17 protein-coding genes are annotated in these 12,892 nt (G+C 46.3%); 6 read left to right on the top strand and 11 right to left on the bottom strand.

What is annotated here, in order from left to right:
- The first annotated feature begins 166 nt into the window (after positions 1-166).
- From DQN52_RS06550 to pyrE, 6 genes are all read left to right on the top strand, one after another.
- Positions 167-2,206 (top strand): TonB-dependent receptor domain-containing protein, encoded by a 2,040-nt coding sequence (locus tag DQN52_RS06550; protein ID WP_003786014.1) that lies wholly within the window; start codon positions 167-169, stop codon positions 2,204-2,206.
- A 111-nt stretch (positions 2,207-2,317) separates the two neighbouring features.
- Complete coding sequence (locus DQN52_RS06545) at positions 2,318-3,337, top strand: siderophore ABC transporter substrate-binding protein (RefSeq protein ID WP_003786012.1); 1,020 nt, start codon at positions 2,318-2,320, stop codon at positions 3,335-3,337.
- Positions 3,338-3,510: 173 nt separating this feature from the next.
- A complete protein-coding gene (locus DQN52_RS06540) occupies positions 3,511-4,473 on the top strand; it encodes an ABC transporter permease (RefSeq protein ID WP_003786011.1) in 963 nt (320 codons plus the stop codon).
- 45 nt (positions 4,474-4,518) lie between these two features.
- Positions 4,519-4,887, top strand: a complete 369-nt coding sequence (locus DQN52_RS06535; RefSeq protein WP_003786009.1) for a hypothetical protein — start codon at positions 4,519-4,521, stop codon at positions 4,885-4,887.
- 61 nt (positions 4,888-4,948) lie between these two features.
- Positions 4,949-5,899, top strand: coding sequence for an iron chelate uptake ABC transporter family permease subunit (locus tag DQN52_RS06530; RefSeq protein ID WP_003786007.1), 951 nt, complete (start codon positions 4,949-4,951; stop codon positions 5,897-5,899).
- Between the two features lie 75 nt (positions 5,900-5,974).
- A complete protein-coding gene (gene pyrE, locus DQN52_RS06525) occupies positions 5,975-6,622 on the top strand; it encodes an orotate phosphoribosyltransferase (RefSeq protein ID WP_003786005.1) in 648 nt (215 codons plus the stop codon).
- A gap of 80 nt (positions 6,623-6,702) precedes the next feature.
- On the opposite strand, the gene DQN52_RS10960 is transcribed toward pyrE, so the two are convergent.
- The 11 genes from DQN52_RS10960 to thrB all read right to left on the bottom strand — a co-directional run bounded on the left by DQN52_RS10960 (position 6,703) and on the right by thrB (position 12,767).
- The gene (locus DQN52_RS10960) at positions 6,703-6,870 is read right to left on the bottom strand and encodes a hypothetical protein (protein ID WP_169309633.1); all 168 of its coding nucleotides are present in this window, start codon (positions 6,868-6,870) and stop codon (positions 6,703-6,705) included.
- A 27-nt stretch (positions 6,871-6,897) separates the two neighbouring features.
- Positions 6,898-7,149: a hypothetical protein gene (locus DQN52_RS06520; protein WP_003786003.1), complete on the bottom strand. Its 252-nt coding sequence runs from the start codon at positions 7,147-7,149 to the stop codon at positions 6,898-6,900.
- A gap of 56 nt (positions 7,150-7,205) precedes the next feature.
- Entirely contained in the window at positions 7,206-7,967 is a 762-nt protein-coding gene (locus tag DQN52_RS06515; RefSeq protein ID WP_032827634.1) for a ParA family protein, read from the bottom strand.
- Between the two features lie 2 nt (positions 7,968-7,969).
- Positions 7,970-8,602: a 16S rRNA (guanine(527)-N(7))-methyltransferase RsmG gene (gene rsmG, locus DQN52_RS06510; protein WP_032827633.1), complete on the bottom strand. Its 633-nt coding sequence runs from the start codon at positions 8,600-8,602 to the stop codon at positions 7,970-7,972.
- A 159-nt stretch (positions 8,603-8,761) separates the two neighbouring features.
- A complete protein-coding gene (locus DQN52_RS06505) occupies positions 8,762-9,511 on the bottom strand; it encodes an ABC transporter permease (protein ID WP_032827632.1) in 750 nt (249 codons plus the stop codon).
- Positions 9,512-9,551: 40 nt separating this feature from the next.
- Entirely contained in the window at positions 9,552-10,304 is a 753-nt protein-coding gene (locus DQN52_RS11355; protein ID WP_003785999.1) for an ABC transporter substrate-binding protein, read from the bottom strand.
- Positions 10,305-10,307: 3 nt separating this feature from the next.
- Positions 10,308-10,430: a hypothetical protein gene (locus DQN52_RS11495; protein WP_003785998.1), complete on the bottom strand. Its 123-nt coding sequence runs from the start codon at positions 10,428-10,430 to the stop codon at positions 10,308-10,310.
- A 27-nt stretch (positions 10,431-10,457) separates the two neighbouring features.
- A complete protein-coding gene (locus DQN52_RS11350; RefSeq protein ID WP_003785996.1) occupies positions 10,458-10,718 on the bottom strand; it encodes an ABC transporter substrate-binding protein in 261 nt (86 codons plus the stop codon).
- 83 nt (positions 10,719-10,801) lie between these two features.
- The gene (locus DQN52_RS11345; protein ID WP_003785994.1) at positions 10,802-11,020 is read right to left on the bottom strand and encodes a hypothetical protein; all 219 of its coding nucleotides are present in this window, start codon (positions 11,018-11,020) and stop codon (positions 10,802-10,804) included.
- 21 nt (positions 11,021-11,041) lie between these two features.
- The gene (locus DQN52_RS06495) at positions 11,042-11,596 is read right to left on the bottom strand and encodes an ABC transporter ATP-binding protein (protein ID WP_003785992.1); all 555 of its coding nucleotides are present in this window, start codon (positions 11,594-11,596) and stop codon (positions 11,042-11,044) included.
- 223 nt (positions 11,597-11,819) lie between these two features.
- On the bottom strand, positions 11,820-12,767 hold the full coding sequence (gene thrB / locus DQN52_RS06490; protein WP_003785990.1) for a homoserine kinase: 948 nt from the start codon (positions 12,765-12,767) through the stop codon (positions 11,820-11,822).
- Positions 12,768-12,892: the final 125 nt, after the last annotated feature.

Here is a 12,892-nt window from a genome sequence, read left to right as displayed (position 1 = left end):
CTTTTGCTGACAAGCCATATTGTGTATCACAAAAAAAGAAATCGTTAAATCAAATTAATTGAAAATAACTTGTATTTAAGTCTAGACAAGTATTGTTAAAATAATTTAATATTAGAAACGATAATTCTTATCACTATTTTTATTTACTTTTTTAGATTGGAAAACGATGCAACAGCCTATTTTTAAATTATCTTTAATTTCTTTGGCATTATTTGGCGGTATGGCATACGCTGCCGATGAAACCGCGCAGCCTGCACAAGAATTGCAAACTATTCGAGTAAAAGGTGAGCCTTCTACGCGCCGCATTACCGTGAAAAATATGAACGAAACCACCGACACGCAATTGCGCGATGTGTTGAAAAATGAAGCGTCTGTAAGCATGGGTGCAGGTGCTGGCACTTCACAATATCTATTTATTCGTGGCATGGGTCAAAATTCGGTTGATGTAAAAGTAAACAATGCGTATAGCGATAGCCAAATTCACTACCACCAAGGTCGCCATATGCTTGACCCTGCTTTGGTAAAAATTGTGGCAGTACAAAAAGGTGCAGGTAGTGCATCTGCTGGTATTGGTCAAACCAATGGTGCTATTGTAGCGAAAACGTTGGATGCAGCCGATTTATTGAAAAACAGCAGCAATCCAAATTTTGGCGCGAAAATTAACGCAGGTTACAGCAGCAATGATGGTCATAACTACGGCTTGGCATTGTTTGGTCAAAGCGGTATGTTTGATTATTTGTTGGCTGGCAATATTGTGAAAGAAAATGCCTACAAAGGCGGTAAAGGTTATGTAAGTCCGCTTAATGGCTCAAATAAAGTACCATACAGCGCATTGGATAAAGGCAGTTATTTAGCGAAAATTGGCGCAACTGTTGACAATCATCGTTTTGTATTAAGCCACATGCACGAGCAACACAAAGGCACTCGTTTGGTACGTGAAGAATTTACATTCAACCCAAGTGGTTTGACTTTGGCTCGTCAGGCTCCTGCTGAACGCAAAATGAGCGTGGATTTAACCAATTTTGAATGGACTGCAAAAGATTTAGGCTTTGCACAATCTGCCACTGCTAATATTTATCGTTTGGAACATGGTCGCTGGTCAGCAAATGACTCTGGTAATGGTTATGCTGGCGGTAATCGCAATGTTGGCTCAACCAAAACCAAAGCAGAAACTATTGGTGCAAATGTGAATTTTGACTCGCAAATTACTGACAAAGTATTGTTGAAATATGGTTTGAATTATCGCAATCAAAAAATCAAACCTAATCAAATCTTTATAGCTGGCTTGGTTCACCAACAAAAACAAGATGTGGGTGTGTATGCCGAGGCAATTACCGATGTAACAGATAAATTGACTTTGACCACTGGTTTGCGTTACGACCATTTTAGCTTTAAAGACATGAGCGGTAGAAAACTCAATGATGGTGCAATCAACCCAAGTATCAGCGCGATTTATCAAGTTACGCCCGAATTGAGTTTCAATGTCTTGCACAATTACGCAACACGCAGCCCACGCATGCACGATGCGTTGTTGTCACACGGTGCGCGTGGTACGATAACGATTGCAAATAATACCAAAGCGGAACGCGCTCAAAATACGGAAATTGGTTTTGCGTATCGTGCGCAAAATTATGGTTTTGAAGGCGCATACTTCTGGCAAAACATTAAAGATGCTTTGGGTACAACCACTGCCCGTAATAATCATAGCGATAAAGACCAAGAAATCATCAATGCAGGTAAAGTTAAAAACAAAGGTTATGAATTATCAGGCTATTATCGTTGGAATAATTTAACAGCACGTTTAGGTGTGGCACATAGCAAACCTAAATTTTATGGCGAAAATTTAGCCGGCAAGCCTGAATATGCCTCTGTAATCGGTCGCACTTGGACAGCAGGTTTATCATACCGTTTTGCTAATCCAAATGTAGAAATCGGTATTCAACACCGCCAAGTTGAAAAAGTAAAAGCATCAGACAATTACTTCTTGGTAAACAATACAGTAAAACCGGCAACGACTGGTAAAGCTGGCTACGGTGTAACCGATATTACGGCAAACTGGAAACCATTCAACAATGACAAAATGAATGTGAATTTTGCAGTCAATAATATTGGTAACAAAAATTACAAACCACACTCACAACGCGACATAAGCACATTACCTGGCGCTGGTCGTGAATTCCGTGTCGGTGTAAACTACACATTCTAAAAAAGTTGCAGGCTGCTTTTTGTTGTTATAAAAAGCAGCCTGCACTTTCCAACGTAATGAATACAGCTTATTCATCTATTTTTTGATTTTTTTATAGGATTCAAAATCAACATGACACATAAAACTATTCTTGCATTATTGGTTGCAGCAGCGTTGAGCGCGTGCGGTGGTCAGCAAACTCAAAATACAGCCAGCAGCGCACCTGCGGCATCGGCATCGGCATCTGCGCCACAACAAGATGGCAAACCAGCCGACAAACCGCTTGAACCCCACACCGACATCAAAGGCGAAGTGATTACCGTGAAAACGGCGCGTGGCGATTTCCCAGTACCCAAAAATCCAACCAATGTCGCGGTTTATGATTACGGTATGTTGGATACTTTGACTGCGTTGGGCGTGAATGTGGGCGCGACAATCGACAAATCAAACATTGAATATTTGAAACCTGTGGTGGAAAAAGCGGCGCACGTTGGCACGTTGTTCGAGCCGAATTATGAAGCATTGAACGCGTTTCAGCCGCAGTTGATTATTACAGGCAGCCGCGCGAATAAGGCGATTCATGAGCTGAATAAAATCGCGCCTACGATTGAAATGACAGCAGATACAAAAAATCTGTTGGCAAGCAGCAAAGAACGTATTGACGCATTCGCGCAAATTTTCGGTAAACAAGCGGAAGCGGATAAATTGAAAGCGGACATTGACGCAGCATTTGCAGACGCAAAAGCGGCAGCGCAAGGCAAAGGCAAAGGTTTAGTGTTGATTGTGAACGGCGGTAAATTGTCTGCACAAAGTCCGAATTCTCGCTTGGGCGGTTGGTTGCACCAAGATATTGGCATTCCTGCGGTTGACGCGGACATGAAAGAAGGTTCGCATGGTATGCCTGTATCGTTTGAGTATGTGAAAGAGAAAAATCCTGATTGGTTGTTTGTGTTAGACCGTGGCGCGGCGATTGGCGAAGAAGGTCAAGCGGCGAAAGATGTGTTGAATAATCCGTTAATTGCCGAAACGACTGCTTGGAAAAAAGGTCAAGTGGTGTATTTGGATAGCGGTACCTATTTGGCGGCTGGCGGTGCGCGTCAGTTGCAAATCGCGGCGAAACAGGCAGCCGATGCATTTAAAGCGGCTAAGTAGTTTTGCGATAAATTTTCAGGCAGCCTGATAGGTTTCAGGCTGCCTGAAAGCGTTGCGTAGGGTATGCTACGCGCACTATTCTTCAAATGGAATCAATATTTCAGGCAGCCTGAAAGTACACGACAAAATCTAGGCTGGTTCGCGACTCAGCCTACTATTTCACGGAATACCCTATGTCCACAAAATCCCTTTACACCCTATCCATTTTGTTCACGATTATTTTATTTTTCGCTAGTTTATCCATTGGTGTGGCGAATTTTTCTTGGGCGAATGTGTTTTCAGGCAGCCTGAACGATTCCACGCAAGTGATGTTAATCAGCCGTTTGCCACGTACGTTTGCGATTTTGCTGACAGGTGCGTCTATGGGCGTGGCGGGCATGATTATGCAGATTTTGCTGAAAAATCGCTTTGTTGAGCCGTCTATGGTGGGAGCGAGTCAGAGTGCGATTTTGGGGCTGTTGCTGATGTCGTTGCTGCTGCCGAGCGCGGCTTTATTGACGAAAATGTCGGTGGCGGCGGTGGCAGCGTTGTTGGGTATGTTGTTGTTTATGGCGATGATTCGGAAATTACCGCCCACCGCGCAACTGCTTGTGCCGTTGGTGGGAATTATTTTTGGTGGCGTGATTGAATCGGTTTACACGTTTATTGCGTATGAAACGGATATGTTGCAACTGATTAGCGTGTGGCAGAGTGGCGATTTTTCGGGCGTGTTGTTGGGGCGGTATGAATTGCTGTGGCTGACGGGGGCGTTGGCTGTGGTGGCGTATTTGATTGCTGACCAACTGACGATTGTGGGTTTGGGCGAGTCGGTGGCGGTGAATTTGGGGATTAACCGCAATGTGATTTTGTGGGCTGGGCTGGTGATTGTGGCGTTGATTACGTCGTTGGTGGTGGTTACGGTAGGAAATATTCCGTTTATTGGGCTGGTTGTGCCGAATATTGTGAGCCGTTTGTTAGGCGATAAGCTGCGTGCGAGTTTGCCTGCTGTGGCGTTGTTGGGGGCGGTGTTGGTGTTGCTGTGTGATATTGTGGGGCGTGTGATTGTGTTTCCGTTTGAAATTCCTGTGGCAACGGTGTTTGGGGTGTTGGGGACGGTGTTGTTTTTGGGGCTACTTTTCAGGCAGCCTGCACGGTAGAATTGGGGTTTTAGATTTTCAGGCAGCCTGAAAGGAAATAATGGTATGTTTAAAATCATTATCCGACACGTTAGCATTACTGCTTTTGGTATTGCAATCGGTTTGTTAAATGAATGGTTACGCAATAATCGTACCCCTGTATTGCGTGAATATGCGGCAATTATCTTCATGACTATTTTTTTTAATTTATATTACTTGCCATCGCATTGGACTGCTAAACGCCAATTTACCATTATCTTTACAATAATGTTGATTTCTGCCTGTGCCGTGTTTTGGTATTTTAACCCAATAGGCTGGGGGTATTGGTTTTTTGCCCCTGTAATGTGTGCGATGACGTTTGCAGCAGTTTTGACAGCACAATTACAACTCCAAGTACAACTTCAAACGGAACAACAACACAAGAAACAAAAATAATTTCAGGCTGCCTGAAACTTTGAATTTGTCGGATTCAAGAATCCGACCTACGGATTGGATTATGTCAAAAGATTTAAAACTAATTTGGATTTTATCGGCGGTGTTGCTGCTGTCGTGTGGGCTGTTTTTGACGTGGAACGCACAGGGGGCGTGGGATTTTATTCTGCCGCTTCGGGCGAAAAAATTGGGCGCGTTGCTACTGATTGCATATGCGGTGGGCGTGTCCACTATGTTGTTTCAGACAATTACGAATAATCCAATTCTCACGCCATCTGTGTTGGGCTTTGATACGCTGTATATTTTTCTGCAAACGCTGCTGGTGTTTGCGCTCGGCGGTGTGGGCTATACGCAGTTGCCGCTTTTGGGAAAATTTGCGCTGGAATTGGTGGTGATGATGGGCGCATCTTTGTTGCTGTTTCAGATGTTGTTGCGGCAGGGTGGGCGTGATTTGGCGCGGATGATTTTGATTGGCGTGATTTTTGGGGTGTTATTTCGCAGCGTGTCTAGTCTGTTGCAGCGTGTGATTGACCCCGAAGAATTTGCGGTGGCGCAGGCGAATACGTTTGCGAGTTTTAATACGGTGAACACGAATATGCTGACGATTGGCGGCGCGATTATGCTGCTCAGCGTGGCGATGATTTGGCGCGAGCGACATCGCTTGGACGTGCATTTGTTGGGGCGCGACCAAGTGACCAATCTCGGTATCAACTATCAGAAAAATACGCTGTGGATTTTGTTATGGATTTCGGTGTTGGTGGCAACCGCAACCGCAACGGTTGGGCCTGTGAGTTTTTTTGGCTTGCTGGTGTGTGCGTTGGCGAATCATTTTTCAGGCAGCCTGAAACATTCGGTGCGCTTGCCGTTGGTGGTGTTGATTGCTGGGATTATGTTGGTGGCAGGTCAGGCGGTGTTTGAGCATTTGTTGGGCATGAAAGCGGTGTTGAGTGTGGTGGTGGAATTTGCTGGGGGGCTGGTGTTTTTGTGGTTGGTGTTGCGGAAACGAGCGGTGTAAAACATTGAAAACAGCAATGGCAAACGGTAAACTATCGTGGCTTTTTATTCCTATCTCAAACCAAAGGAACGGACTATGTCTAATTTTCATCAAGATTTTCTGCAATTTTCGCTGCAACAAAATGTCTTAAAATTTGGGGAATTTACGACCAAAGCAGGTCGTCAATCGCCCTATTTCTTTAATGCTGGCTTGTTTAACGATGGGGCTTCTACTTTGCAACTGGCGCGTTTTTATGCCAAAGCGATTTTAGAAAGCAGCCTGCAATTTGATATGTTGTTTGGCCCTGCCTACAAAGGCATTATTTTGGCGGCAGCAACGGCAATGATGTTGGCAGAACAAGGCGTAAACGTGCCATTTGCCTACAACCGTAAAGAAGCCAAAGACCACGGCGAAGGTGGCACGCTGGTGGGTGCGCCATTGCAAGGTCGCGTGTTAATTATTGATGACGTGATTTCGGCTGGCACATCGGTGCGCGAAAGTGTGAAATTGATTGAGCAAGCAGGCGCAAAACCTGTGGGCGTAGCGATTGCATTAGACCGCATGGAAAAAGGTACAGGAGAGCAATCTGCGGTGCAAGAAGTGCAGCAGCAATATGGTTTGCCCGTTGTCGCGATTGCCAATTTGCTGGATTTGTTTGCGATGTTGGAACAAGAAAACCGTGCTGATTTGGCGCAATTTGTTGAGCCCATGAAAGCCTATCGCGCACAATATGGCGTGGCGTAATTCATAATATAAAAAGCAGCCTGCACTTTCGATTTACAAAAGTGCAGGCTGCTTTGTTATGTGTTTACACAATCAAACGATTAGAAATCCAAATCGTACGCTTTGTTGCCCTCAAACACCTGAGCAGAATAAGCGCAACGGTTTTTCGCGCATTCAGTAATCGTGTATTTCAAAGTGTACGCGCCACTTTGTTCAGCGCAGAAGCCGAACATTGACGAGCTGTTATCTGCTTCAAGCATTTCGCCCAATACTTCGCACCTTTTACCAATTCCAATTTAGCTTCGTTTGCATTCGTAATCGCAGTCCACCATAAAGCCATAGAATTTGCCAGCGCGTAAGTTCACGGTGTGGCTTACGGTTTTGCCTTGTGCTGCGCTGCCTACGCGCTTGAATACTTGGCGTGCAGCAGAGTCGCGTTTGCCAATTGCTTGCTTGTTGATAGCTTGCGCTTTGCCCAACCAGTTGTCTGCCAACGCAGGCGTAACCAAAGAAGCCGCAAGGGCGAATACTGCTAATTTTTTCAACATAGTCAAACTCAATGATTAAGTTAAAGAAAATGCAGATTATTCTGTATCTATTTTGGCTATTTAGCCAAAATCTCGTCTGCCAACGCCAAATAAGCCAGCGTGCCTTTGGCTTTGGCATCATAGGCTAGTGCAGGCTGCCCGTGGCTTGGGGCTTCTGCCAAACGCACATTGCGCGGAATGGTGGTCGCAAACACTTTATCGGCAAAATGCTGTTGCAACTGTACGCTCACGTCTTGCGACAGGCGATTTCGGTTGCTATACAAAGTTCGCACAATGCCATAAATATCCAAACGTGGGTTGATGGCGGTGCGGATTTTGCGCACGGTGGCAACCAAATCGCTAATGCCTTCCAGCGCGTAGTATTCGCATACCATTGGCACAATCACGCCTTGTGCGGCAACCAAACCGTTGAGCGTGAGCAAGGTCAAAGTGGGCGGACAATCAATCAACACAAAATCGTAATCTTGCGCCACGGCTTCCAACGCGTTTTTTAGACGCATTTCTCGCGCGATTTCTTGCACCAATTCAATTTCTGCGCCTGCTAAATCGCGGTTTGCTGCCAACACATCGTAGTCGCCCTCTTCGCTGCGAATGCAAGCAGCCTGCACATCGGCTTCGCCCAGCAAAACGTGGTACACACCTGTGGCGATGTCGGTTTTATCTATGCCGCTGCCTGTGGTGGCGTTGCCTTGCGGGTCTAAATCAATCAGCAAAACCCGTTTGCCACGATGCGCTAATGATGCTGCCAAATTCACGGCGGTAGTGGTTTTGCCGACTCCGCCTTTTTGGTTGGCAATGGCTAAAACTTTTGCGCTCATGCTCAACCCTTTTTCGGACGCATCAATACCATATGACGCTCGGCGTTTAGGGTTGGCACTTCCAACTTATCTATTTGATAAACTTCAATATTAGCAGGAACGTTTTCCAATTCTTCGTATGGATACACGCCTTTCATCGCTGCCCAATAGCCTTGTTCGTTGAGCAAATGTTTGGTCAGCGCGACAAAATCGTGTAGCTCGGCAAAGGCGCGACTGGTTACGACATCTACTTTTTTGTCGTGCATGGCTTCTACGCGACCACTGGCAACGGTTACGTTTTTCAAGCCCAACTCAATCGCAGCTTGTTGCAAAAACGTGGTTTTTTTGGTGTTTGCGTCCAGCAAAGTAATCTGCAAATCGGGGCGACAAATTGCGGTGGGAATGCCAGGCATGCCGCCGCCCGAGCCAACGTCCATCATGCTTTGCGCGTTTTGCACATAGGGCAGCAGGGTTAGGCTGTCCAAAATGTGATGGCTAATCATTTGATTTTCATCACGCAAGGCGGTTAAGTTATAGGTGCTGTTCCATTTTTTGAGCAGCGCAACGTATTCCAGCAACAATAATTGCTGCGCCAAAGGCAAATCCAAATTCATGGCTTGCAAGCCCGATTTTAATTGTTCTTTTAAATCGCTCATGATGTTCCCTATTTCCATGTCTATCTGTTAAGCAGGGCGTAATGGTAAATCAAAATGTTTAACAAATCTATACAATAAACAAATCTATACAATAAACAAAGCAGCCTGCAAATTTTGTTCACCTAAAATGCAGGCTGTTTTTGTTGATTTACGTTTATATTACGCCTTACGCCAAACCTGCGCCAAATACCGCGCCGCGCTGTCCAACGCCCACCCAATCACGCCAATCAACACAATCGCCGCCATCAATTCCGAATACGCCAATCTATCGCGCGTATCCAAAATAAAATAGCCCAAACCTTCGTTCACACCCAACATTTCGCACGGCACAAGCACCACCCACACAATACCAATCGCCAAACGCAAACCGTTCAAAATATCGCCCACCACCGCAGGCAACATGATTTTAAACAACATTTCCGATTTGGTCGCCGACAGCGAACGCCCCAATTCCAGCCATTGCGGATTGATATTTTTCACGCCCGAAACCGTATTCAAAATAATTGACCACACCGCCGCAAACGCCAACAAAAAATAAATCGGCGCATCGCCAATGCCAAACAACATCACCACCACAGGCATCCACGACAACGGCGAAATCATACGCAAAAACTGAAAAGACGGACTCACCACTTGCTCCACCTTGCGCGACAAACCGAGCGCAAAGCCAATCGGTACACCAATCATCAATGCCGCCAACAAACCCACGCCCACGCGCTGCAAACTCGCACCAATGTGTGCCCACAAATTGCCGTCAAGCAGCAGCTTTTTCAGGCTGCCGATCGCGGCGGCTGGCGCAAGCATATTCGCCAACGGCATAGAATGCGCCAAAATCAAGCTGCCGATTTGCCACAATGCGAGCAAAATCAACAAGCCTGCTAATCCGAGAATGTGTACGTTTTTGTTCATGTTTTTCTTTCTTTTAAAATTTTCAGGCTGCCTGAAAAACTCAAATCTCAAAAATCTCTTTCCGCTCAAACCCCTGCAAACCAAACTGCTGCATCAAATCCCCTTGTCCCAAAGCAGCCTGCACAAAGCGCGTGTCAAACAATTCTTTCGCCGCGATTTCAGGCTGCACATCTTGCAAAAACGTATTCACGCCAGCCAAATGCGTTTCTTTCAGCAATTTAATCAACAATTCGCTATACGATTGAAATGGAAACGGTTGAAAATCAATGCGTTTTTTCTGCCAATCGGCGTGGACAATGGCGCGGTTTCGCTCGTAATTCGCCCATTGAATTAGCTCGGGCTGCAACACGTTTCGCAACACGTTCACATCGTGCGGCGTGTATTTTTGAATGCCTTGTTTTGCCAACAATTCCGCCGTTTCCGCACGATGATGTTTCGCAAACGCCGCCGCATCTACCAACGCTGAAACCACGTTTTGCACCCAATAAGGGCGGTTTTGAATATCGTGGTCGTGCATCATCGTCAGGCAGCAAGCGTGTTCTTTCCAAATATCGCCCGAAAAACGTAAAATTTTGCCTACGCCCTTACTTTCCGCCAGTGCGTTAAACGGCTCGGCAACGATAAATCCAGCAATTTGCTTGGCTGCCAAACCTGCCACCATATCAGATGGTGGCATCACGGTTAGGCAAACTTGTCCAGCTTGCGGATTTTTCTCCACAATCTGCAAACCTGCTTGGCGCAAAAGCTGTTGCAACACGACATTATGTACGGAATACCAAAACGGAATCGCCACCGTTTACCCTTGTAAATCAAACAGTTGATTAACATCAGGGCGCACCGTCAAAGCCGAACCGCAAGTGTGATTCCACATCAAAGCGCGAACAGGCGCACGGCTGCCGTAACGCATCCACACGCTCATCGGCGACAGCACATGAATTAAATTGACTTACCCACTCAAAAACGCTTCCACCAAACTCGCCCAACTGCGAAACAGCACAGGTTTGACGGTCTCCACGCCGCGTTGTTGAAACAAGCCTTTGCCATGCGCCACGAGCAAGGGCGCGGCATCTAAAATCGGCAAATAGCCAATGGTTACAGGCGCGTTGGGCTGCGTGGCGGCGCGTTTGCCACAGGCTTGCAGCAAGGGCATAGCGGCGGTGGCGGTAAACAGAGCGGATAATTTTAGGAAATCTCGGCGTGTGTGCATTTTGTTTTTTCTTTTTATAAACAATCGGTTTGTAGGTTGGGGTCTTGACCTACGCAAATTTCAATTTCAGGCAGCCTGAAAAATCAAATCACAAATTCCACCGTCTTAACCTGTTCCGAATAATGCTGCGCCGAATGCAAACTCTGCATAATTTCGCCACGAATCTGATTCAATTCCGCCAAACGTGCCACGCGTGGAAACGGAATGTCAGGCTGCCACGTCCCAACAATCCGCCCACCTTGCCCCACCAACACAATGCGGTCAGACACCAGCAACGCTTCATCAATATCATGCGTAACCATCACCGCCGCCGTGTTGTGGTGCTACACAATTTCGCGCAACATCGTTTGCATTTGCTCACGAATCACGGCATCAAGCGCGGAAAATGGCTCGTCCAGCAACAACACTTGCGGTTGGCGCACAATGCCACGCGCCAACGCCGCTTGTTGCGGCATGCCGCCCGACAATTCAGACGGAAATTTATCCGCCGCGTGTGCCAATCCGACTTCTTTTAATGTATCATCAATACGTTGATTTTGCTCATCTTTGCTGACTTTCGGTTGACGTTTAAAGTCTAGCCCAAACGCCACATTGTCGCGCACGTTCAGCCACGGCAACAACGCCGCGCTTTGAAACACAAAACCCACACGCGGATGCGGTTTCGTGAGTGGTTCGCCAAACAAGGAAACGCTGCCTGAAAGCGGCTTGTTCAGCTCAGCCAACACGCGCAACAGCGAAGATTTACCTACGCCACTTGCGCCCAGCAAGCTAATCAATTCGCCCAACTGAATGTCTAGGCTGAAATCGTGCATAATTGTTTTGATTGCGCTACCTTGTTGATAGCCAAGAGAAATGTTTTGAATAGATAAAGCGGTCATAATCGAACCAAAAAAACAATATGGCTGGCAAAGATAAAAGATAAAAAGCAGCCTGCAAAAGATTTTGTGTTTGTGTGATTTAGATGATTTGCTTATAACAAAAACTCGCTATCTACAATGGATAGCGAGTTTTGCAATATTAGAGTGAAATGAAATAAAAATAGGACAAGGCGACAACGCTCGCCGTGTGCAAATAGCACATAAGGGCGTTGGCAACGCTGTACTATTGCGATTTCATTTCACTATATATAGCTTTGCGATACGCCAACAACAAATCGCGGAACACATTGGGGTCTTTAATAAACGTCATTTCGCCCGATGCTGGGAAGTGAAAGTCCAACAAACGCGACACCCAAAAACGCAAGCAGCCTGCACGATAGGCGTTGGGCAAATAATCCAATTCGGCTGGCGTTAAGGCGCGTACGCTTTGATAGCCGCGTAAAAAAGCAGCCTGCAATTCTGGCACAATGTGATTGTGGGCATCGCGCGCCCAATCGTTAATCGCAATGGCTAAATCATACACAAAACTGCCGTGGCAAGCGTAGTAAAAATCAATAAAACCAGCCACTTGGTCGCCACTCAACAACACATTGTCTTTGAACAAATCAGCGTGAATGATACCACTGGGCAAATGCGTGTCGGGATTTTGCGCTTGGTAGGCGATTTCGTCTTGCAACAAAGCCGCGTCTTCTGCGTCCAAAAAATCATGCAGGCTGCTTGCCGATTGCGTCCACCACGCGCTATGACGTGGGTTATCCATCGTTTGTGTGAACGATGTGCCTGCTTGGTGCATGGTTGCCAGCATTGCGCCTGTGTAAAAACATTGTTCGGCATGGGGATACGCCGTGTCGCTGCCTGTTAATTTGCTGACAATGCAGGCTGGTTTGCCCGATAAAGTGACGGTGAATTGTCCGTTTTTCTGCGCGATAGGAGCTGGGCAAGCCACGCCGTTCGCGCTCAAATGATGGGTCAAATCCATAAAAAATGGCAATTCATCGGCGCGTAGGGTTTCAAAAACGGTCAATACAAAGCTGCCTTGCGTGGTGTGCAAGAAAAAATTACTGTTGGTGATGCCTTGTGCGATGCCTTGCAAGGATTGAAAATCGCCCAAATCGTATTGCGTGAGCAACTGACGCATTTCATCATCGGATACGCTGGTGTAAACAGACATAATACAAAGTACCTAACGGTTAAAAAAGTTGGCATCATAGCAAATTTAACGTTTTGGGACAGCTTGTTTTTGTGTTACATTTACATTCCGTTGCATATCTTTATGCAGCTTATCACTTGTATTCC

The sequence above is a fragment of the Kingella kingae genome (assembly GCF_900475905.1).
Taxonomy (GTDB): domain Bacteria; phylum Pseudomonadota; class Gammaproteobacteria; order Burkholderiales; family Neisseriaceae; genus Kingella; species Kingella kingae.
This window is presented reverse-complemented; position numbering and strand designations above follow the sequence as displayed.

Coding starts and splice junctions, on each gene's coding strand:
- DQN52_RS06550 (WP_003786014.1), top strand. CDS start 167: ATGCAACAGCCTATTTTTAAATTATCTTTAATTTCTTTGGCATTATTT.
- DQN52_RS06545 (WP_003786012.1), top strand. CDS start 2,318: ATGACACATAAAACTATTCTTGCATTATTGGTTGCAGCAGCGTTGAGC.
- DQN52_RS06540 (WP_003786011.1), top strand. CDS start 3,511: ATGTCCACAAAATCCCTTTACACCCTATCCATTTTGTTCACGATTATT.
- DQN52_RS06535 (WP_003786009.1), top strand. CDS start 4,519: ATGTTTAAAATCATTATCCGACACGTTAGCATTACTGCTTTTGGTATT.
- DQN52_RS06530 (WP_003786007.1), top strand. CDS start 4,949: ATGTCAAAAGATTTAAAACTAATTTGGATTTTATCGGCGGTGTTGCTG.
- pyrE (WP_003786005.1), top strand. CDS start 5,975: ATGTCTAATTTTCATCAAGATTTTCTGCAATTTTCGCTGCAACAAAAT.
- DQN52_RS06520 (WP_003786003.1), bottom strand. CDS start 7,149: ATGTTGAAAAAATTAGCAGTATTCGCCCTTGCGGCTTCTTTGGTTACG.
- DQN52_RS06515 (WP_032827634.1), bottom strand. CDS start 7,967: ATGAGCGCAAAAGTTTTAGCCATTGCCAACCAAAAAGGCGGAGTCGGC.
- rsmG (WP_032827633.1), bottom strand. CDS start 8,602: ATGAGCGATTTAAAAGAACAATTAAAATCGGGCTTGCAAGCCATGAAT.
- DQN52_RS06505 (WP_032827632.1), bottom strand. CDS start 9,511: ATGAACAAAAACGTACACATTCTCGGATTAGCAGGCTTGTTGATTTTG.
- DQN52_RS11495 (WP_003785998.1), bottom strand. CDS start 10,430: ATGAGCGTGTGGATGCGTTACGGCAGCCGTGCGCCTGTTCGCGCTTTG.
- DQN52_RS11350 (WP_003785996.1), bottom strand. CDS start 10,718: ATGCACACACGCCGAGATTTCCTAAAATTATCCGCTCTGTTTACCGCC.
- DQN52_RS11345 (WP_003785994.1), bottom strand. CDS start 11,020: ATGGTTACGCATGATATTGATGAAGCGTTGCTGGTGTCTGACCGCATT.
- DQN52_RS06495 (WP_003785992.1), bottom strand. CDS start 11,596: ATGACCGCTTTATCTATTCAAAACATTTCTCTTGGCTATCAACAAGGT.
- thrB (WP_003785990.1), bottom strand. CDS start 12,767: ATGTCTGTTTACACCAGCGTATCCGATGATGAAATGCGTCAGTTGCTC.